Below are 20,182 nucleotides of genomic sequence, written 5' to 3'. Positions count from 1 at the left end.
TTCTCCCGTCTGCGGGTCATGCTGCGCTCTCGACGTCCAGATCGAGAACAGAACGTGGCGATTTGGCCTGCGCCAGCAACGAAACGAATTCGCGGGCTCTTGCGATGCTTGTGTGAGCTGCCAGGATCAGCACGCGCGCCTGCTTGGCCATGGCAAGCCGGGCGACGTCGGATTCCGCGGACAGGATACTGATTACGTCCTCGGTCCTGCGTGCCGTGTGGATCGTCCGCTCTGGAAACAGGCTGTCCAGTCCGGCCCAGCTATCGCTGATGATCGCCGTGCCGCAGGCGGCTGCCTCGAAGAGTCGCACGCTGGGCGACCATCCGGCCGCGATCATGGAACTGCGCGTGACGTTCAACGTGTAGCGTTGGCGGCTGTAAAAGGCGGCGTGATCCGCCGGCGGCAGGTGTTCGATGCGATCGACATTGTCTGGCCAGGCGATTTCGCGCGGATATTGCGAACCTGCCACGACGAAGCGGCGCTCCGGCATGCGACGCGCCGGTTCGAACAGCAGCGCCTCCAGCGTCGCCTGGCGGTCGAGGCTGTAGGTGCCGAGATAGCCGAGATCCCAGCGGATTGGATCGCCGGTTCCGTGATGCCGTTCCGGGTCGACGGAGCAGTAGAGCGGCTCGGCGCGCCTCGCGCCGAATTCCGCCGTCAGACGGGCAAGCGTCGGCCCGCCGGTGAAAGAGAAATAGACGTCGAAATACGGAACCTGCCGCCTGGCAATATACTCGCAATCATCGGTTGAAAGCTTTGCCAGCGTGACCGGCGTGTCTATGTCGTAGAAGCAGAACTGACCCGTGCACAGCGATGCCACAACGTCGATGATTTCGGGGCCTTCCGGAACGAAGGAGCCGACGACCACGAAATCGGCCTCGCGCAGGCAGCGCGCGAAATTGCGGCGAAGATCGTCGATCGTTTCATAGTAGCGTAACGCGCAGAAATCGGGATCGCGCAGATCCCGGTGACTTGCGTACCACGGCACGTCGCGTTCGAGAAAGGTGACGCGGTGGCCGAGTTCGTGGAGCCCTTTAAGCAGCCCCCGAAAGGTGGTGGCGTGGCCGTTTCCCCAGGATGAGGAGAGCGACAGGCCAAGAAAGACGATGTCGAGCGGCTTCGTCATTCGGCCGCCTCCACGGTCGGACGCTCGAAATGGCGCCTGAAAATGGCGTCGGCCAAAACGGCCCGTGTCGTATAGGTATGTTCGCCAAGCACCCGCCGAAGCGCCGATGCCCCGATCGCCTTGGCCCGTTCGGCGCTAAGGCTTTGCGTGATCTCGGCGACATCGTCGCCATCGCGCGCGACCAGGATTTCCTCGCCGGGTTTCAGGAACAGGTCTACACCGAGCCAGGCGTCGGTGATGAGGCATGCGCCGGCGCCCGCCGCCTCGAAAACGCGCGTCGCAGGTGAAAAGCCGTTGGCCGCCATGCTGTCGCGGCTGATGTTGAGGACCGCCTTGGCCGTGACGTTCAATGCATTGTGGTCACGCGTGCCGACATGGCCGAGCCATCGGACATTGGCGGGCATCTGCTTGTCGCCCCAGCCCGATCCGCCGAGCAGGAAGCGCTGATCGGCCGAGCGGCTGGCCGGGTCGAGGAAGAAAGCCCCGACGCGCGCCTCGCGGTCCGGCAGCCGGTTGCCGAGAAAGGCGAGATCGCAGGCGAAGCGCCTATCCTTGCCGACCGGATGGTGCGTTTCCGGATCGAGCGCATTGTAGATCGGCACGCATTCGGCCGCCCCCATTGCCCGATAGGCCCAGACCACCGGGTCGCCGCCGCCATAAGTCAGCACGAGGTCGATTTCCTGCAGCGCGCGATGCAGCGGATGATCCGGCTCGTCGCGCAACTGGCCAAGCGTCGCCGGCGCATCGACATCCCAGAATACGGTCAGCGCATCGGCACGGGCGTGATCGAGCACCGCCCGCAGCAGCGCGTCGTCGGCGAATCCGACGCCACTCGCCTTGACGACGATATCCGCCTCCGCCGCCCGCGCCGCCACCTGCATCATGGCATGCGGGGTGGCCTCGTAGACGACGACGGCACACCAGTCCGGCGCTTCGATGTCGCGATTTTTCTGTCGATCGTAGACGTCCGGCTCGTAGAAGGTGATGTCATAGCCGAGCCTTGCCAGGGCCTTGAGCAGTCCGCGGTAATAGGTGGCCGCGCCGTTCCAATAGGACGACAGCAGGCTCGACCCGTAAAATGCGATCTTCATTCGGCGGCCTCCTTTGCAAGGATCGTGTCGGCGGCTTGGCGGTGCCCGCATTCGGCGAGCACGCCGAACAATTCATCCGCCCGGTGCCGGCATGTGTGCCGTGAGCGGATCGTCTCGAGGCCCGATGTCGCCAGAGATGCGGCGAGATCCGCGTCACGCAGCACGGCGCGAAGATGATGCCGCATCTCGAAGCCGGTGTTTGCAAACAGGAAATCGGTGCCCGGCCTGAACAGACGTTCGACATCGGACCACGGCGCCGAAACGAGTGGGATGCCGCAGGCGAGCGCCTCGAACATGCGGATGGTCGGGATGCCGGGCAGGCTTTCGCGATATGGACGCCGCGGGATGTGAACCGTGATGCGGTTCGCCGCGAATGCCTTCGGCACGTCGGCATTGGCGATCCAGCCTTCGTAGCGCAGGCCGGCGGCGGCAAGGTCGGCGAGCGCCTCGCGTGGATAGCGGACGCCGTGGACAGTGCCGCTCAGACCAAGCTCATGCACCGGGTCGACCAGGAATTCCCTGATTTCGGTGCTGCGCTCGTCGTCGCCCCAATTGCCGATCCAGATCAGGTCGGCGCTACGCTCGATTTCAGGATGGGGCTGGAACAGATGGTCATCGGCTGCCTCGTGCCAGGTGAAGACCCGCTTGCCCCATCCGGCGCGAAGATAGCTTTCCCGCAGCGCCTCGCCGAAGGCGAGCACGCCATCATAATGTTCAAGCTGCAAGGCGGAAATCGCTTGCGTGGCCGAGATGGCGCGATGGTGCGTGTCGTGGAATAGCAGCGTGAAACGGCCGCCAATTGCTTTCGCCCTGCCCAGCCGCGCGACAAGATCAGGCTCGGTCCACTCATGCACGATCACCACATCGGCATCGGAGATCCAGGCTTCGTGGTCGAAGGCGGCGTCATAGGTGACCGGCATCAACTCGGGAAAATCCTTCCGGAATCGCTCGATTGCGAAGGACCCTTTCTCGGCCAGCAGGTTCGACCGGCTCCAGCCGTCGGCGGGCTCCAGTGCGATCGCCTGGTGCCCGCGCGCGACCAGCTCACGCATGATGCCGCGCAGGAAATGTGCGTTGCCGTGGTTCCAATCGGAAACGATCGAATGGGTGTAGAACAAAAACCGCATAATCAACTATCCGCCATGGTGGCCAGGGCCGCCTTGTCGTAGACGCCGCGCATTGCGGTCGCCTGTCTTGCCAATGAAAATCTGCGGCTTCGGCGGACGGCTGCCTCACCGAGCTCTCGCCGGCGTTGCGCGTCGCTGCAAAGGCCATTGATGCATCTGGCGAGATCGCCCGGATCGCGCACGTCGTAGAACAAGGCTGCGCCGTCCCACAGTTCGCGATAGGTCGAAATATCGGCGAGCACCAAGGGCGTCGCCGACATCGCGGCTTCCAGCGTGGCCAGACCGAACGGTTCGTAGAGCGAGGGCGATACGAAAATGCCGGCCCGAGCCATCAATGAGCGCACTTCCTCATGTGGCACCGGGCCGACGGGAACGGCGTGGCTGAAGCCAACATGCTGGCCGTCCGGGCCTTGCAAGGAGCCGGCGACGAAGATCGGCCATTGGGTCAGGGAGGCGGCCTGGTCAAGCACCGCCGCATTCTTTCCCTCGTCCCACCAACGCGCGGCGGCGAAAACGACCGATTCCCGTTTTTCGCTCTTCGCGCCGGGCCGTGCGCCGTTGCCGACGACGCTCAGGCGCGTGATCGGCCCGTAGCAGGTTTCGAGCATGTCGGCATGGCTGCGGCTCGGTGCAACGACCATGCCTGCGTTGTCGAAACCGCGCCGGTTGCGGTCCTTCTGCCAGGCCCATTCGCCATCCGCCGCCTGTCCTTTGACGGCGTGGAACCATGTCACGACGCAGGAATGCGACACCGCCACGATTGGGCAGGGCACGTCGAGCCCCGCCGCCTGCGTCGGCGCGTTTAGATGGACGATTTCGATGGCGTAGTCACGGATGAGTGGGTGCAGCTCCTGCTGCAGTGCGTCGAGGTCGTGCTCGTTGCGGGTCATCCAGTCGGGCGGCGTGTTGAGCCATGTCAGCGCCGCGAACGACTGGGCCTCTTCGGCCTGCTGCCTGGACGGTTCCGGACCAAGCCCGGCAAGCACAACGCTGTCGCCGCCGGCGACCAGTTGCCTGGCCAGATCGAGCGCATAGCGCCAGACGCCGCCAACCGCATCGACAGTCATCAGGATACGCCGTGGCGGGCTCAGTGTCCGCAACATGTGGCCTCCAATTCGGCCAGCGGACGCGGACGCTTCTCCTGGATGTCGCTGAACGTTCGGAAGGATGCGAGGTAATGTTCATGCGCGCGCTCCCAGGCGAGGTCATCGGGCTCGCCCCAAAGTTCGCGGTAGCTGGGCGAACTCGGATAAGGATAAAGCGGCACCGGTTCGTTGGCCCAAACGCCGTTGTCGATCAGGTGCTTTCGCCAATAGTCGACCAGCGCGGGGTCGTCCTCGACCACGCCGATCAGATTGGCCTGCACGAACGGCACGTGGCGCCTTGCGTCGACCAGCAACGCAGCCAGTTCCTCGGTGCCTAGCCGGCAGCGTTTTGCCAGCATGGCGCGGCCTTCCACCGTCAGGCTTTCGAGGCCCGCCTCGATCGAGACGCAGCCGGCAGCACCCATCAGTTTCAGCAGTTCCGGCTTCCAAAGGTCGATACGCGTCTGCACGCCGAACTTCACATCACGATCGACCAAGGCCTCCAGCAGCGCCTTTTGCGGCAGGAAGATCTCGTCGATGAAGTAGATGTAACCGACGCCCTGTGCGATCAGCCGGTCGATCTCGGCGATCACTGCTTCGTGGTTCCGTCGGCGATAGGCATCGCGGAAATCGATCTTGGCGCAGAAGCTGCAATTATACGGGCAGCCGCGCGACGCCTCGACCTCCGCGCCAAAACCGACCTGATCATCGTCGAAGCGGTGATGATGGTGCTGATGGGCGGCAATCCAGTCCGGCGGCCATTCGAGCGCTGGGTGATCGATGAACGAGCTCGCATGCACGCCGCCGTTCGAAACCAGTTCTCCATCCTTGAAATGGGCCGTGGACGGCACTGCGCTCCAGTCGTCGCGCCGGGCAAGCTCCGCGACCACTTCCTCGCATTCGCCGCGCACGACAATGTCGACGCCAAGCTTGCGCAAAGTCGGCGCCGGCGTCGCCGAGCCATGCGGCCCGACGGCGACGGTGCGGCCGCCGCGCCCGGCAAGATGGTTGAGGAAATCTGCCGGCACGCGCAACTCGGGCGGTGCGCAACGCCAGAACAGGTAGGTCGGCGCGGTGCTGACGACGGTCATGCCAGGCTCGAAGGCGGCGACGCGATCGGCAAGCGCGGTGTTATCGAGCTTCTGGATCTGCCCGTCCAGCATCAGCACCTTGTGGCCGGCGGCTTCGAGCAAGGCTTTCGAATAGCCGAGTTCGAGCGGCAGATGCGGCTGCCGGCAGCCGAAATAGATGCTGTCCTGGTAGGTCCAGGACGGATTGACCAGAGCGACCTTCATGCCACGTACCTCGCCGGTTCGGGATGCGGGTCGAGGCGATGACGCTGCAGCCAGTCGGCGAGGTCGCGAATGCCGTTTCGCCACGAGACGTGCGCTTTCCATCCCAGCGCCGCCTCGATCGCGCGTGTGTCGGCGACGAAGAACGGTTGATCGCCGGTGCGTTCGCGGTCGTAACGGATCGGAACGTCCCGTTTCGTTAGGTCGCGAATCTCCTTCAGCAGCATGCGCAGGCTGACGGCGTTGTCCGGTCCGCCGCCGAGATTGAATGCCAGGCCCTTGACTGCCTCGATCCGGTCGAGCACCGCGCGGTAAGCCGCAACCGCGTCGGCAACGTGGAGGATGTCGCGCACCTGCTTGCCGTCGCCATAGATGGTGATCGGCCGGTCGGAGAAGGCGCTGAGCAGGAAATGGGCGACCCAGCCCTGATCCTCCGTCCCGAACTGGCGCGGGCCATAGATGCAGCTCATGCGCAGCACCGCCGTCGGCAGATCGTATGACTTGGCGTAGTCGAGGACATATTGGTCCGCCGCACCCTTGGAGCAGCCATAGGGCGTGCAGAAATCGAGGCCGCGCGTCTCGTCGACGCCGTGCGCCCGGATGCCCGCGTCGCAAGGCGCGTATTTGTCATCCTCTTCGCGCATGGCGAGGTCAGTGAGGCGGCCATAGACCTTGTTGGTGCTGGCGAAAACGACGGGGATGCGCTTGCCGCCGTGGCGAGCGGCTTCCAGGACGTTGAATGTCCCGCGCAGGTTGATGTCGAAATCCTCGCCCGGCCGAACCAGGCTCGTGGTGACGGCGGTCTGCGCGGCAAAGTGGAAAACCGCCTTCGAACGCGCCACCAGCGGCATCAGCGCCTCGGCGTCGCGGACGTCGGCGATCTCGACGGTCAGGCGGCTGCCGTGCTTTTGCCTCAGCCATTCCAGGTTCTGCTCGACGCCCGGACGGCTCAGATTGTCGATGACCAGCACCGGCTCGCTGTCCGACAGCAGGCTGTCGGCGAGGTTGGAGCCGATAAAGCCGCTGCCGCCGATAATGGCGACGGGCGCTTCGCGAAAATCGGGTGAATCCGGTCTCATGACACCAGCCCTCGCGCTTCGAGTTCCCGCTTCATCTCGGCACTGCGATCGATGGCGACCGTGTTGCGTACCCATGCGACGAAATCGCCGAGCGAATGCTCCAGCCGGTACTGCGGCTGGAAGCCGAGCAGTTCGCGCGCCTTCGAAATGTCGGCAAAGCAGTTGCGGATATCGCCGGAGCGTGCCTTGCCGAGGATTTCCGGCTGGCGGCCAGGCACGCCCATTGCTTCGGCGAGCAGCCGCGCGACCTCGCTGACCGCGTAGGCTCGCCCGCTGCCGATGTTGATGACATGGCTGCGCGCCTGGGGCTGTTCCAGCGCCAGCCGGAAGGCGCGGGCAACGTCGCGCACATGCACGAAATCGCGCTGCTGTTCGCCATCCTCGAAAATCAGCGGCCGCTGGCCATTGGCGATGCGCGAGGCGAAGTTCGCCAGGACGCCGGTATACGGGTTCGAGAGCGCCTGTCCGGCGCCGAAGACATTGAACAGGCGCAGCGCCACCGCGTCGACGCCATACGCTTCGCCGAAGATCAGTACGGCGCGCTCCTGGGCGTATTTTGTCAGCGCGTAGATCGAGGCGAGATCGACCGGTTTCTGCTCGTCGGTGGGCAGCGGCGACAGGACTTCACCTTCCGGCGACAGGGGATTCCATTGGCCGCTGCGGATGTCGTCCGGCTGCCGTCTTGCATTGTCGATGCGCCGGCCGTCTGGCGTGGCATAGAGACCCTCGCCATAGACGCTCATCGACGACGCAACGACGATCCGTTCGATCGGGCGTTTGATCAGCGCTTCCAGCAACGTGGCGGTGCCGAGGTCGTTGGCGCCGACATAGCGGGCGATCTCGTACATGGACTGGCCGACGCCCACTTCAGCCGCCAGGTGAATGATCGCGTCGACATCGTCGACCGCCTCTGTGATGGCGTCGCGATCGCGAACGTCGCCTTTGATCAGCTTGGCGCCTGCCGGCAGGCTGATTGCCTCGCCGCCATGCACCTGATCCAGCAGCGCATCGAGAATTGAAACCCCATAGCCATGTTCAACGAGTTCCTGGGCGACGTGGCGGCCGATGAAACCGCAGCCTCCCGTGACCAGTATACGTTTCACGACAACTCCTCATGCGAATGGCTTTGCCGCCCCAAACTTCCGGGCGAAAGGTTTGTTCCCTTGCTTCAACAAAGTTCAGGAGGCTCGCCGGGGTAGGTTTCAACCAGGCGTGGGAACATCGAAGGCTGCTTGGTGTTAGGAGCCATGTTCGACCAACCGCGCGCACATGCCGGGCAGCGATGCATCTGCTGGTTGTGCAATGCGGGGGATCTCGCGGTGGAATCCAAGGGAGATTGCGATGTCTGAATCGAAGACGACCACCGATCACGACGAAATCCGCCGTTGGGCCGAGGACCGCGACGGGCGGCCGGCGGTGGTGCGCACCAAGGGCGAGGGCGGCATACTGCGCATCGATTTCGGCGAGCCTGAAGAGACGTTTGAGCCCGTCGAGTGGGACGAGTTCTTCAGGATATTCGATGAGAACGAACTGGCCTTCCTCTACCAGGATGAGACCAGCGGCGGAAAAACCAGCCGCTTCAACAAATTCGTCGAGCGCAGCCGGAAGTAGGGTCGCGGCAAACAGCGGCCACGGTCAGTGCAGCAGGTTTGCTCCGCGTGCCCTGACGATGTTTCGCATGATGCCGTTGAGCCAGTCCTCGGTGGAGGAGCCCGATCGTCTCTTGTCGATCTCGCCGATGGCCTGCTCGAGTGTTCGCTCGACCAGCCGGTCGGAAGCATCCATGTCTCCCAGCAGCAGACGCGCCGCGAGCCTGAGCTTAGGCAGCAGCGAAAATACGTCGTCCGAGGGCTCCGACGCTCGACCTCCTTTCGATGCCGACGTCTCGGCTGGGAAGAGAGCATCGAAAACAGCCTGGCCGTCCGAGGATTTTCGGAGGCTGCTGGCATACCGAAGGCGCTCCGGAATAACGATGTCTTCATCGCCGCTGAAAAACACGAACGGCACGCCACGGCGCATCAGTTCGTCGGCGATCGGGAATACCCGTCGTCCGTTGAGATTGACGTCCAGGATCGCGGCTTCCGCCTCGTCCGTATGTTTCGATGCCTGTTCGACCGTCGCCACTGGGCCAAGCACCACGGCGCCCATCTTGCTGAAGTAACGTGCAAGATCGCCCGCCAGCATCCATTCGTCCTCGACGATCAGGATATGCAAGCCTTGCAGGTCGCGCACCTCATTGTTCCTTCTTCCTGCGGGTTTTACGGCCGTCGGCGCAGACTTGTTCAAAGTGGCTGGCCAGGAGCTCTTGCAATCGTTCCGCGAGCGCGAGCAGGCGAGGCGGAATGTTTTCAGATACGGGGAACTTGGTCAGATCAGGCGAGGGCAACAGGATTTGCTTAGCCCGCTTTATTTCAGGTGGTCGTTTTGCCATTGGAACCGCCTCCAAAGTCAAATGTTAATGCCGACCGGCGGTGCTTTGTTCCGTTGGTAGACTATTCGCTGGCCTGAGGCTCGGCCCGGTCTTAATCTAAGCCCGATTTGACGGTCTCGTGTTCGCGGCTGTTACCAGAGGCGTGGCGTGGCATTCCAGAATGGAAGATTTCCCGTTGTCGGCGTCGGCGCATCGGCCGGCGGCATTCCCGCGATGGAGGGCTTGTTCAAAGGACTGACCGGCGGCACCGGCATGGCGTTCGTCGTCGTCACGCATCTCAGCCCGGAGCGGGAAAGTCTGCTGCACGAGGTCATCGGACGTTACACCGAAATGCCGGTCTTGGTGGCCGAGGAGGGCGTGGAGGTCCAACCCGACCAGGTCTATGTGATGCCGCAAAACGTCGTCCTCACCATCCGTAAGGGCGCGCTTTCGCTGCGCCGGCCGAACACGCTCAACCGCGAGCGCAAGCCGATCGACATCTTCTTCAGCGCATTGGCCGAGGACCAGGGCGAGTATGCCGTCGGCATTATCTTGTCGGGTGGCGATTCGGACGGCACGCTCGGCGCCAGGGCAATCAAGGAGCATGGCGGGCTGACCATAGCCCAGGCGTCCAACGGGTACGGCCCCCGCAACCCGGACATGCCGCAGAGTGCGATTTCGAGCGGCTTGATCGACATAGCGGCGCCCGCAGAGCAGATCGGCGCAAAGCTTCAGGCGTTTGCCCGCGGCTTCGAGGTGCTGAGCGGACTGGCCGAAGCGGACGACGAGCACAAGGCCGAGATGGATCGGGCCCGCGATGAAATCTACGCCATTTTGCGCAGTCATTCCGGTCACGACTTCTCCGGCTACAAGCCCAAGACGTTCCTGCGTCGCGTGAAGCGGCGCATGCAGATCACGCAGCTGCAGTCGATCACCACCTACATAGAGCGGCTGAAGAGGGATGCCGACGAGGTGGCGAAGCTGTTTCGCGACCTGCTCATCAACGTCACCAGCTTTTTTCGCGACGCCGAAGCGTTCAAATTGCTGGAGGACAAGATCATTCCGCAGATTTTCGAAGGCAAGAACGCCTCCGATGCGGTGCGTGTCTGGGTGCCTGGCTGCGCCACCGGCGAGGAGGTGTTCTCGATCGGCATGCTGATGCGCGAGCGCATGGAGAAGCTTTCGGCTCCGCCGCGCGTCCAGATATTCGCGACCGACATCGACGAGCCGGCGCTCGCGGTGGCGCGTGCGGCGCGTTATCCCGAAGCGCTGCTGCACGGGCTATCGCCACAGCGCAGGCAACGCTTTTTCCACCGCGACGGCGAGAGCTATGTGCTGGGCCAAGAGGTGCGCGAACTCTGCATTTTTTCGCCGCACAGCGTTATCCGCGATCCTCCCTTCTCGCGCATCGACATGATTTCGTGCCGCAACCTGCTGATCTATTTCGGCCCGCACATCCAGAACCGGGTCATTCCGATCTTCCATTACGCGCTGAGGCCGGGCGGTTATCTGTTCCTGGGCACATCGGAAAGCGTCGGCCCGCACGGCGACCTGTTTGCCACGGTCGACAAGAAGCAGCGGATATTCCAGGCGCGGGAACATGCCACGCCGCGGCCGCCGGTCCTTATCGGCAATGGCCGCGCGGATGTCCCTCCGGTCGGACGCGGCGGCTCGAAGAACGATGCCGCCAGCCATTCGCTCCGCCAGGCGATCGAGGCTCAGGTGCTGGAGCGGTTCGCCCCGCCTCACGTGCTGGTCAATGGCGATGGCGACATCGTCTACTATTCGGCGCGGACGGGCAAATATCTGGAAGCGCCGCAAGGCGCCCCGAGCCGGCAGCTGCTGACCCTGGCCCGCCGCGGGCTGAGACTTGAGCTGCGCGCCGCGTTGCGGGAAGCAGCCACGACGCGCCGCACGGTCGTGCGGGAGAACATAGCTGTCGACGAAGACGACGGACAGCTTCAGTTCATTACACTGACGGTCGAACCGTACACGGAGCGCGGCAATGGCGAGCCCCTCTACCTCGTCCTGTTCAATCCGGTGGGACAGGCCCAGATACGCTCCGATCCGGCACGCGAAAGCCGCGGCACCGACGATGCGGCCGATCTCGAACGGGAGTTGCGCGACACACGCGAGCGGTTGCAGTCGACCATCGAGGAATACGAAACCGCGCTGGAGGAAGTAAAATCTTCGAACGAGGAACTCGTCTCCGTCAATGAAGAGGCGCAGTCGACCAATGAGGAGCTTGAGGCCTCGAAGGAGGAGATGCAGTCGCTCAATGAAGAGCTCAACACCATCAACGCGGAGCTGACCGGCAAGATAGAGGAGCTCGACCGCGCCAACAGCGATCTCAGGAACCTGTTCGAAAGCACGGAAATCGCGACCATCTTCCTCGACCGCAATCTTGTGGTGCGGACCTTCACTCCCGCGGCATCGTCCTTCTTCAACTTGCGTCCATCCGATGTCGGCCGGCCGCTGACCGATCTTTCGAGCCAGCTCGACTACCCCGAGCTGAAGCGGCACATCCAGGCGGTGTTCGAGTCGGGAGAGACCCTGAACCATCACCTTACGCGCGACGACAAGGGCCGGTTCTACCTGGTTCGCATCAACCCTTACCGGGACAAAGGCGGCAGCATCCAGGGCGTGGTCGTGACCCTGATCGACGTGACGACACTGGCGCAGGCGGAAGAGCGTCAGCAGGTGCTCATCTCGGAGCTGAACCATCGCGTCAAGAACATGCTGGCGGTCGTCGCCAGCATCACCAACCGGACACGTGAAAACTCGGCGTCGAAAGACGAGTTCGCCGACGCCTTGGTCGGCCGGCTGCAGGCGATGTCACGAGCCTATAGTCTGCTCTCGCGAGAAAGCTGGACCGAAGCTTCCGTCGAGGAACTGCTGCGCCAGGAACTCGATCCCTTCGGGGCCGAACGGTTCGAACTCCATGGCAAACGGGTGAACCTCAAGCCGGTACAAGGGCTTTCCTTCGGCATGGCAATCCATGAACTGGCGACGAATGCCGCCAAATATGGCGCACTGTCGAAACCTGCCGGGCGGATAGTCGTAAAATGGTCGGTCGCAGACGGAACCTTCAGGCTCACTTGGCGCGAGAAGGGCGGCCCCCGCATCAAGGAGCCAACCGACAGCGGCTTCGGCCTTACCCTTCTACGTGGCGAAATCGGCTACCGGCTGGGCGGAAAGGTTGAAACAACTTTCCACTCAAATGGTTTGGAGGCGGAAATCGCATTTCCTCTGACCCGCGAGGGCTCGTCGTGACCGGAAAGGTGCGTGTGCTGATCGTCGAGGACGAATGGCTGATCGCCGACGACGCGGCGGCTTACCTGCGCAAAGCCGGCCATCAGGTGGTTGGACCGGTTTCGTCGGTGACGGCAGCACTCCATCTCGTCGGTGAAGGCGGCATCGACGCGGCGTTGTTGGATATCCAGTTGAACGAGGAAACCAGCTATCCGATCGCGGAAGCATTACGGACGCGCGGTGTTCCGTTCGCCTTCCTCTCCGGGTATGGCGAACGCGAAATTCCGGCAGGGTTCCGCACATGCAGGATCGTCCAGAAGCCGGCGAGCCAGAGTGCGATCCTGAATGCCGTGGATGAACTCGCACGAGCCGGCTGAGGTTGCGATTTGAAAGTCGCGCCAGGTCACATCGGCGTGGTGCGTGCCTGCCGCGAACGACGAACGCCTATGGCAAGATCCGCACCGGTACCGATTTGACCGCCGGAACATGAGCCTTCTCGGCTCTGTGCCACAAAGGAACCAGCGGGTTGAGCTCGGGATAGTAGCCGGCACAATTTCCCTCCGGCACCGAGAAAGGCGTGATGCGCAGCCCGCGCACGCGGCGCTCCACACCATCATGCGCATTGGCCTCGAGATCGACCTCCTGTCCCGCGCTCAAACCGAGGCGCTGAATATCCTTTTCATTCATCAACAGCACCATGCGTGTGCCGCTGATGCCGCGCAGCCGGTCGTTGTAGCCGTAGACCGTCGTGTTGAACTGGTCGTTGGAGCGCACCGTGATCAGCGTCAGCACATCGCGGCCGGCGACATCGATGTCAGGGTCGGTTTCAAGGCCACTTGGCAGCTTGAAGTTGGCCTTCTTGTTCGGCGTCTCCCACACTCGCTTGCTCGCCTTGATGTCGCGATGGAAGCCGCCGGGCGTCAGGAAACGCTCGTTGAAGTTGCGGAAATGTTGGGGGTAGCAGCGCTCGATTTCGTCGCGGATGCGGGAATAATCCTCAACCCACTCGTCCCATGGGATCGAACTCCTGCCCGGCACTGTCACCTTGGCAAGCTCGGCAACGATCCTGGGCTCCGAAAGCAGATGTGGCGAAGCCGGAGGTCGCGACCCGAATGAGCCGTGGATACAGGCGGTGGAATCCTCTACCGACACCCTTTGGTCGCCGCTCGCCTGATGATCTCTTTCCAGCCGAGACAGGCAAGGCAGCAGATAGGTTGTCCGGCTGGTGATCAGGTGGCTGCGGTTGAGCTTGGTCGCGATCTCGACATGCAGGTCGAGCCCACGCCAGGCTTTCTCGACCAGGCCGGTTTCCGGAACGGCCCGCACGAAATTGCCGCCGAGCCCGACGAAGCCCTTGACCGATCCGTCGATGACGCCTTCGCAGGTCTCGACCGTATCGAGACCTTTCTCGCGCGGCGGTTCAAAGGCGTAGAATTCGGCGAACTTGTCGAGTGGGACGAGCTCGGGTTTTTCCGATATGCCGACGGTACGCTGCCCCTGGACATTGGAATGGCCGCGCAGCGGTGAAATGCCGGCGCCGGGTTTTCCGATATTGCCGCGCATCATCAAAAGATTGCACAGCATCTGGACGTTCTCGGTGCCGTGCCGATGCTGGGTCAGGCCCATGCCGTAATTGCCGATCACGGCGTTGGAATGACTGTAGACCTCGGCGACATGCTCCAGATCGGCCTGCGCGATGCCGGATCGCGCGACGATATCGCTCCACTGGGTGTTGCGCAGGAAGGCTTCGAACTCGGCGAAGCTATGCGTGTGTTCGGCGATGAAAGCCGTATCGAGGGCACGCGTCCTGCCGCTTTCGCGGGCGGCATCGTCGAGGGCCAGCAACGCCTTGGCGATACCCGTCATCGCGGCGATGTCGCCGCCCGAACGAACCTGGAAGAAGTCGCTGGACATTTTGGTGCCCGGTCCGGGCGACAGCATGTCGAGAGGGTTTTGCGGATTCTTGAAGCGCTTCAGTCCCCGCTCGGGCAAGGGATTGAAAGTGAAGACGGGCACGTTGCGTTGACGCGCCTCTTGCAGCGGATGCAGCAGGCGCGGCGCCGTCACCCCGGTGTTGTGCCCGAAGAAGAACATCATGTCGCATTTTGCAAAGTCTTCGAGCTGCACGGTCCCGACCGGCGAGCCGATCGATTCCGGCAAGCCGACCGAGGTTGATTCATGACACATGTTGGACGAATCGGGCAGGTTCGAAGACCCATAGATCCGCGCAAAAAGCTGGTACATGAACGAGGCCTCGAGCGAGGCGCGGCCGGACGTGTAGAACACCACCGATTTGGGATCGAGCCGTCGCAATTCGGCAGCTATGTCGCCGAACGCATCGTCCCAGGAAACCGGCTCGTAACGGTCGGTGGCGGCATTGTAGCGCATGGGCGCGGTAAGCCTGCCCTGCTTCTCCAGATCGTGGTCCGGCCAATCGAGCAATTCCGCCACCGAGTGCTCGGCGAAGAATGCGGGTTCGCAGCGCTGCTTGGTCTGGTCCCACATCGTCGCCTTGGCGCCGTTTTCACAAAATTCGAAAGGCCTCGGCTGGGCCGGCTTTGCCCATGAGCAAGACACGCACATATAGCCGTCGGCCTTGTTCTGCTTGAGCAGCGTGCTCCATATCCCGGACAATAGCAGGCCTTCGCCTCGCGCCTTGCGGACCAGGGATTTGAGTGATCCCCAGCCGCCTGTCGGGTGGTCGTATTTCTTGGTTTCGATGCGATCGGTTACGGCGGGTTTCATGCGAGCCACTCCCTGTAGAAGAGCACTCATACGAACCCGCCGTGAGGCTGAATGTTCCCGGCCGGCTCCGTCCCGTCACGCCGTCCGTCTCACCGGAACCATTTCCGCCATCGTTTGTTCGGCTCAAAGAAGGGAGCCGTGCGAAATGGAGCGACGTAACGCGTTAATTGCAATGGTGATTTCGGCCATCATCATCGTCGGCCTTCTCATAGGCTTTTTGTACGGTGATATGGGCTGGCAAACCTCGCCGCTCAAAAGAGCCCCTGAGCAGAACCAGGGGGGCAATGCCCCGGCCGACACCTCGCCTGCCGCCGGCATCAAGAAGAACCCCAGGGAAAATACCGAAATGCCAGGCCAGCAATGAAGGCCGGTCCGGCAATGAAGTTAGCTAATGCCACGAACTGAAACGGGTTCCTGTTTTTGCGGCGCCATAACGGCGCAAATGCGCGGCGAGCCGTTCTGGGTTTGCTCCGATCACGATGACGACTGTCGCAAGGCGATGGGAAGCCCGCTAACGGTGTGGGTCGGTTATCGGCCTTCTGAATTCACATTGCTCACCGGCACTCCGAAGACCTTTTCGAAAACCCCCGGCGTGCTCCGGTCCTTCTGCGCGGATTGCGGAACATCGATCAGCTATATCGACCAGGGCCTGCCCGACGAACTCTATCTGGCGATCGGCTTTCTCGACCACCCCGAACGCTTTCCGCCACAGGCCCACGCATATTGGGACATGAGGCTGCCCTGGGTCGACTTTCCAGACGAGCTGCCGCGGGTGGGGACGTATTCGAGGCGGCGAGATCCGGCCTTCGGAAATCCGGCGGAACGCTAGCTTTCGATCCCCTCGCTGGTTGGAAAACGTGCCATTCTGGCTTCGTACGAAAACGACGATTGGCGCGCGGCTGAAAACGCGCGATCATGTGCCAATGGGCCGCCGCTTGGATGACAAGCTCGATTGCAAGGCGTGTGGGACGATCCTGATGGAGATTCCCGACAACCCGAAGGATTCGACGCCGATCTATTGCAGCAGTTGCGGCGCCTATCTCGGCGAATGGGGCGATCTGCAGGAGGATTTCTTCAGGCAGGCTTTCGGCGCCCAGGCCTTCGATCTGAACAACGGAAACATCATCAAGAAATAGTCCTGGATTATGCCGGCCTCCCGCCGGCCAAGCCACGGACTGTGGACCCGGCTCGTTGCGGCAACCGCCCTTCGTATCGGACCCTCGGGAACCTTTCTCCCGAGCCGCTTGTTTGGGTGGCGGAAGGAGACACGCCATGAGCACAAAACCTCCCCCTGTGCCGCCGAAGAATCTGAGCCCAAAGGGCGCCGGTGAAAAAAAATCGGTAGCAGCCGACCAGGCACCGCAATCTGCCGTTCCGGATCCCGACAAGCAGGGCCAGCAAGGCAACACGAAGGTCAACACCACCCATCAAGGCAACGTTCAAGATCGCTAGGTCATGTCCACGTCGAAGAAAACTCCTGCCAGCATCCGCCAAGGCGGTCCTGGCGCCGCGCACGAAAACGCCAAGAAGCCGCTGAGCGTAGAAAAGCCGCCGGCCGAATCCGACCGGCGCAGCCACAGCAAGGTCTCCGGCGGCGGCGGCGAACGCGACAGCCATCATACCCACGACCCTGAAAAGAAAGGCGACACTCGGCCCGCGCATCAGGGCAAGTGAAATCGGGTGGCGACGCGAAAGGTAGGTAGAGCTCGAGCGAAATGTCAGCGGGGACGGCGCGCCGAGGCAATCGGCACGACATTGTCGACATTTGCCACCGGGACCACCGGCAAATCGAACAGCATCGGAAGCCCCCGCGTCGCGGCCATTTCCACGATCAGCTCCTCGATGGAGTGATCCGTCAGGCGGGTCTCGATGCCCCGCCGGATCATCGCTGCAAGTTTATGGACTGGCACCGGCACCGACTTCGCCCGATTGTCGAGCAGCTTGCTGATCTCTATCACGACGTCAGCGTCGATATTCCTGGGCAAGTCTCGCATAAGCGCCTCCTCGCCAAACGAAAAGCCCGCCGCACCTTTCGATACGGCGGGCGATCCAGTAATGCGCACCGGCGAGGGGATCGGGGGTGGGCGTGCCGGCGCGCGCAGATCGCAAGTATTTTACTTAAATCCGACAGCTTCGATGTGTCACGGAAAAACATCTGTACGTTTTTTACCGACCCACCCGGATCATTAGCCATCCCTGCCGTCGCGGGCTCCGCTGCCTCCGGACGGCGAACCAAACAGTATACATTATAAACTTAAAACATCTTGCCAGGCGGTCCAGCCTGTGCTCCACTTCGCGTTGGAACATGGCCTGCAGGTCGAATTCTATCGATATGTGGCTGCATTTCAACGGATCACTGCGAGAACACCAGCCTCAAACCATATACGAAATCTTCGCATGGGAAGGCGCGGATGACGGAAACGATAGAGCTCAAACGGGTTGGCGATGGCAATCTGCGTGCCCAGGTCTATCAACAAATCCGGCTGACCATACAGCACGGCGAATTGGCGCCTGGCCAGAAGCTCGTCGATGTCGACATCGCCGCCCAGCTCGGCATTTCCAGAATGCCTGTCCGCGACGCCTTGATGCAGTTGGTGCATGAGGGCTACCTCGTCGGCACCACACGCGGCTTCACGCTGCCCACACTTACCGCAACGGATGTTGCCGACATCTTCGAGGTCCGCCGCTTGCTCGAGCCGCGGGCCGCCGCACACGCTGCGCGGACACTTGACGCCGCTGGCCTCAAGACGCTTGCAGCCGCGCTTCGGGAGGCGGAGGCTGCGGCCGCCGCCGGCGATGCCGATCGCTTTTTCCAAGCCAATTCGGCATTCAGGAATTGTTGGCTCGGTGCCGTCGAGAACGAGCGCCTTTCACAAACGATTGCCCGCTTCGCCGACCACGTGCTCGTCGTCCGCTTAAGGACGCTGTCGCACCAGCCGACGCAGGCCGTCGTCGTGGCCGGCATGCGCGCCATCTACGAGGCATTCGTCAAGCGCGACGCCGTCGCCGCTTACGACTGCATGACCCACTTCATTCAGAACGCCGAGGAGCGTTTCATGAAGCTGAGCCCACCGTTTCAATATTCCAGCGGTGGAGGTGAGAGCATGTCGCGGCGGGGGAAATCATGATCAGGAAGCAGCACCCGCTGAAAGGGCCGAACAGGTTCAAGCTCGGCGTCTTTTCCATGAACGCCGATGGCGGCCTGGCAATGACCACCGTCCCCGAGCGCTGGCGCGCTCGCTGGGAAGACAACCTCAACTCCGCCTGTATCGCCGATCGCGCCGGCCTTGAGTTTCTGCTGCCGATCGCCCGCTGGCGCGGCTTCGGCGGTTTGACGCATGTGCGGGAATGGTCGTTCGAGACTTTCACCTGGGCGGCGGGCCTTGCCGTCGCCACCGAAAACATCGGCCTGTTCATGACGGTGCATGTGCCGCTGGTTCACCCGCTGCAGGCTGCCAAAGCGCTGGCGACGGTCGACCACATCTCCAACGGGCGTGCCGGCTTGAACATCGTCTGCGGCTGGAACCCGGACGAGTTCGCCATGTTCGGGCAGACGGTCGGCGAGCGGACCTACGATCAGGCCGAGGAATGGATCAACATCATCGTGCGTGCCTATCAATCCAGGGAGCCGTTCGACTTCAGCGGCGAGTTCTATGATCTGAAGGGTGTCGTCAGCCGCCCGCCAAGCCTGCAGGCGCCGCGCCCGGTGACCATGAACGCCGCCTTCGGCGCGCCGGGGCGCAACTATGCAGCGCGCCACTGCGACTATCTGTTTTCGACTTTTTCCGAAATCGCCGACGGCCGTGCGCATGTGGTCGACATCACCAACCGAGCGGCCGAGGTCGGACGCGAAGTCGGCGTCTATACGGTCTGTCACGTCGTCTGCCGGGAGACCCAGCAGGAAGCCGAGGACTATTACCGGCACTACGCGCTGGAATGCGCGGACGAGGGCGCGGTCGACGAGCATATGCGCAAGAAGAAGGAATTCGCGAACTCGCATGATGCGAAGGCCTTCACCGAATATCGGCAAAGGTTCGCCGGCGGTGCTGGAACCTTCCCGCTCATCGGCACGCCGGAAAAGATCGTCGACGATCTCACCGAGATCATGGACCAGGGTTACTCCGGCGCCGCCCTCACATTCGTCAACTACACCTACGAACTGCCCTTCTTCTGCGACCGCGTGCTGCCGCTGATGCGCCAGGCCGGGCTTCGAGTAAATTGATGCCGGCGGCCGCCATTCCGACGCCGTGGGTGGATGGGCACGACGCCATTAATCCGCGCGCGTTCAAGCAGGCGATGAGGGCTGTGGCGGGCTCGGTCGCCATCCTCGCCTCGGAGCATGACGAGATCGGCTTTTGCGGCATCACGGCGACAGCACTCTGCTCGTTCAGTGCCGAGCCGCCGTCGCTGCTGGCCTGTGTCAACCGCGGCAGCACCTTTGCCTCGGCCATTCGCGAAGGCTTACCTTTTTCGGTCAATCTTCCCGCCGGTGACCAGGAGAACGTTGTGCGTGCCTTTGGCGGCATGACCAAAGCCAAGGGCGCCGCGCGGTTCTCGTCCGGATCATGGGTGCGCGGCGAAACCGGCGCGCCCTTGCTTGTCGGCGCGCGGGCAATGTTCGAATGCCGGGTCGCCGAAATCATTGTGCGGGCGTCGCACATGATCGTCATTGGCATCGTCTCAGGCGTCGCGCTGGATCGCGCTCACCGATCGCCGGTCTTCTACGCGCATGGGCGGTTTCTGACAGTGGGAGATGATGTCAACTAACCGCCGTTCGTGTGGCGGCGCAGCGTGCAATTTCAGATCGGCCCGATGATGGGCCCCGGCGAAGTGAATCTATCAGAGGGAGTACGGCAATGCGCATTTGGAAATCCCTTGTTCTAGAGCGGTTCCCCCTTTGACGGAATCAAAGGGGATTCCAGATTTATCTGTTTTGTGATTCAAGATGCTGGCTGGAGTGGAGGCCAGCATCGGA

Annotated in this window: 22 protein-coding genes; 11 read left to right on the top strand and 11 right to left on the bottom strand. The window is 62.5% G+C overall.

All coding sequences use genetic code 11. From position 1 onward, the window contains the following. Positions 1-16: 16 nt before the first annotated feature. From NKJ40_RS22660 to NKJ40_RS22630, 7 genes are read right to left on the bottom strand one after another with little or no spacing between them, the layout of a single operon-like run. Positions 17-1,126 (bottom strand): CgeB family protein, encoded by a 1,110-nt coding sequence (locus tag NKJ40_RS22660; RefSeq protein ID WP_352467985.1) that lies wholly within the window; start codon positions 1,124-1,126, stop codon positions 17-19. After that, entirely contained in the window at positions 1,123-2,217 is a 1,095-nt protein-coding gene (locus NKJ40_RS22655) for a CgeB family protein (protein WP_352467984.1), read from the bottom strand. The genes NKJ40_RS22660 and NKJ40_RS22655 overlap by 4 nt, the downstream gene beginning before the upstream one ends. Then, positions 2,214-3,344, bottom strand: coding sequence for a CgeB family protein (locus NKJ40_RS22650; protein ID WP_352467983.1), 1,131 nt, complete (start codon positions 3,342-3,344; stop codon positions 2,214-2,216). Before NKJ40_RS22650 ends, NKJ40_RS22655 begins: the two co-directional genes overlap by 4 nt. Before the next feature lie 2 nt (positions 3,345-3,346). After that, positions 3,347-4,447, bottom strand: a complete 1,101-nt coding sequence (locus NKJ40_RS22645; RefSeq protein ID WP_352467982.1) for a glycosyltransferase family 4 protein — start codon at positions 4,445-4,447, stop codon at positions 3,347-3,349. Beyond that, positions 4,432-5,724 (bottom strand): TIGR04295 family B12-binding domain-containing radical SAM protein, encoded by a 1,293-nt coding sequence (locus NKJ40_RS22640; RefSeq protein ID WP_352467981.1) that lies wholly within the window; start codon positions 5,722-5,724, stop codon positions 4,432-4,434. Before NKJ40_RS22640 ends, NKJ40_RS22645 begins: the two co-directional genes overlap by 16 nt. After that, positions 5,721-6,800 carry an NAD-dependent epimerase/dehydratase family protein gene (locus NKJ40_RS22635; protein ID WP_352467980.1) on the bottom strand — a complete coding sequence of 360 codons (1,080 nt, stop codon included), beginning with the start codon at positions 6,798-6,800 and terminating at the stop codon, positions 5,721-5,723. The genes NKJ40_RS22640 and NKJ40_RS22635 overlap by 4 nt, the downstream gene beginning before the upstream one ends. Continuing rightward, positions 6,797-7,903 carry an NAD-dependent epimerase/dehydratase family protein gene (locus tag NKJ40_RS22630; protein WP_352467979.1) on the bottom strand — a complete coding sequence of 369 codons (1,107 nt, stop codon included), beginning with the start codon at positions 7,901-7,903 and terminating at the stop codon, positions 6,797-6,799. The genes NKJ40_RS22635 and NKJ40_RS22630 overlap by 4 nt, the downstream gene beginning before the upstream one ends. A gap of 238 nt (positions 7,904-8,141) precedes the next feature. On the opposite strand from NKJ40_RS22630, the gene NKJ40_RS22625 reads away from it, so the two are divergent. Continuing rightward, on the top strand, positions 8,142-8,411 hold the full coding sequence (locus NKJ40_RS22625; RefSeq protein ID WP_352467978.1) for a hypothetical protein: 270 nt from the start codon (positions 8,142-8,144) through the stop codon (positions 8,409-8,411). Between the two features lie 24 nt (positions 8,412-8,435). Here the strand turns inward: NKJ40_RS22625 and NKJ40_RS22620 are convergent, their stop codons facing one another. Further along, complete coding sequence (locus NKJ40_RS22620) at positions 8,436-8,984, bottom strand: response regulator (RefSeq protein WP_352467977.1); 549 nt, start codon at positions 8,982-8,984, stop codon at positions 8,436-8,438. A gap of 49 nt (positions 8,985-9,033) precedes the next feature. Next, on the bottom strand, positions 9,034-9,231 hold the full coding sequence (locus tag NKJ40_RS22615; RefSeq protein ID WP_352467976.1) for a hypothetical protein: 198 nt from the start codon (positions 9,229-9,231) through the stop codon (positions 9,034-9,036). Positions 9,232-9,378: 147 nt separating this feature from the next. Here NKJ40_RS22615 and NKJ40_RS22610 point away from each other — a divergent pair, with 147 nt between their 5' ends. Further along, entirely contained in the window at positions 9,379-12,483 is a 3,105-nt protein-coding gene (locus tag NKJ40_RS22610; RefSeq protein ID WP_352467975.1) for a CheR family methyltransferase, read from the top strand. Next, positions 12,480-12,839: a response regulator gene (locus tag NKJ40_RS22605; protein WP_352467974.1), complete on the top strand. Its 360-nt coding sequence runs from the start codon at positions 12,480-12,482 to the stop codon at positions 12,837-12,839. The genes NKJ40_RS22610 and NKJ40_RS22605 overlap by 4 nt, the downstream gene beginning before the upstream one ends. A 67-nt stretch (positions 12,840-12,906) precedes the next feature. Here NKJ40_RS22605 and NKJ40_RS22600 read toward each other — a convergent pair whose 3' ends face one another. After that, positions 12,907-15,207: an FdhF/YdeP family oxidoreductase gene (locus NKJ40_RS22600; RefSeq protein ID WP_352467973.1), complete on the bottom strand. Its 2,301-nt coding sequence runs from the start codon at positions 15,205-15,207 to the stop codon at positions 12,907-12,909. Between the two features lie 145 nt (positions 15,208-15,352). On the opposite strand from NKJ40_RS22600, the gene NKJ40_RS22595 reads away from it, so the two are divergent. The 5 genes from NKJ40_RS22595 (at position 15,353) to NKJ40_RS22575 (ending at position 16,881) form a co-directional block, all read left to right on the top strand. Continuing rightward, the gene (locus NKJ40_RS22595; RefSeq protein ID WP_352467972.1) at positions 15,353-15,571 is read left to right on the top strand and encodes a hypothetical protein; all 219 of its coding nucleotides are present in this window, start codon (positions 15,353-15,355) and stop codon (positions 15,569-15,571) included. A 27-nt stretch (positions 15,572-15,598) separates the two neighbouring features. After that, entirely contained in the window at positions 15,599-16,036 is a 438-nt protein-coding gene (locus NKJ40_RS22590) for a GFA family protein (RefSeq protein WP_352516487.1), read from the top strand. A gap of 148 nt (positions 16,037-16,184) precedes the next feature. Next, positions 16,185-16,343, top strand: a complete 159-nt coding sequence (locus NKJ40_RS22585; protein WP_292657142.1) for a hypothetical protein — start codon at positions 16,185-16,187, stop codon at positions 16,341-16,343. Positions 16,344-16,479: 136 nt separating this feature from the next. After that, positions 16,480-16,659: a hypothetical protein gene (locus NKJ40_RS22580; protein ID WP_352467970.1), complete on the top strand. Its 180-nt coding sequence runs from the start codon at positions 16,480-16,482 to the stop codon at positions 16,657-16,659. A gap of 3 nt (positions 16,660-16,662) precedes the next feature. Next, a complete protein-coding gene (locus NKJ40_RS22575; protein ID WP_292657136.1) occupies positions 16,663-16,881 on the top strand; it encodes a hypothetical protein in 219 nt (72 codons plus the stop codon). Positions 16,882-16,925: 44 nt separating this feature from the next. Here the strand turns inward: NKJ40_RS22575 and NKJ40_RS22570 are convergent, their stop codons facing one another. Next, positions 16,926-17,201, bottom strand: coding sequence for a hypothetical protein (locus NKJ40_RS22570; protein ID WP_352467969.1), 276 nt, complete (start codon positions 17,199-17,201; stop codon positions 16,926-16,928). Between the two features lie 417 nt (positions 17,202-17,618). On the opposite strand from NKJ40_RS22570, the gene NKJ40_RS22565 reads away from it, so the two are divergent. The 3 genes from NKJ40_RS22565 to NKJ40_RS22555 are packed head-to-tail and all read left to right on the top strand — an operon-like array spanning position 17,619 to position 19,974. Further along, positions 17,619-18,335, top strand: a complete 717-nt coding sequence (locus NKJ40_RS22565; RefSeq protein ID WP_352467968.1) for a GntR family transcriptional regulator — start codon at positions 17,619-17,621, stop codon at positions 18,333-18,335. Continuing rightward, entirely contained in the window at positions 18,335-19,429 is a 1,095-nt protein-coding gene (locus NKJ40_RS22560; RefSeq protein WP_352455311.1) for an LLM class flavin-dependent oxidoreductase, read from the top strand. Before NKJ40_RS22565 ends, NKJ40_RS22560 begins: the two co-directional genes overlap by 1 nt. Further along, on the top strand, positions 19,429-19,974 hold the full coding sequence (locus NKJ40_RS22555; protein WP_352467967.1) for a flavin reductase family protein: 546 nt from the start codon (positions 19,429-19,431) through the stop codon (positions 19,972-19,974). Before NKJ40_RS22560 ends, NKJ40_RS22555 begins: the two co-directional genes overlap by 1 nt. Positions 19,975-20,182: the final 208 nt, after the last annotated feature.

It is taken from the genome of Mesorhizobium sp. M0119 (assembly GCF_040322615.1).
Classification (GTDB): domain Bacteria; phylum Pseudomonadota; class Alphaproteobacteria; order Rhizobiales; family Rhizobiaceae; genus Mesorhizobium.
This window is presented reverse-complemented; position numbering and strand designations above follow the sequence as displayed.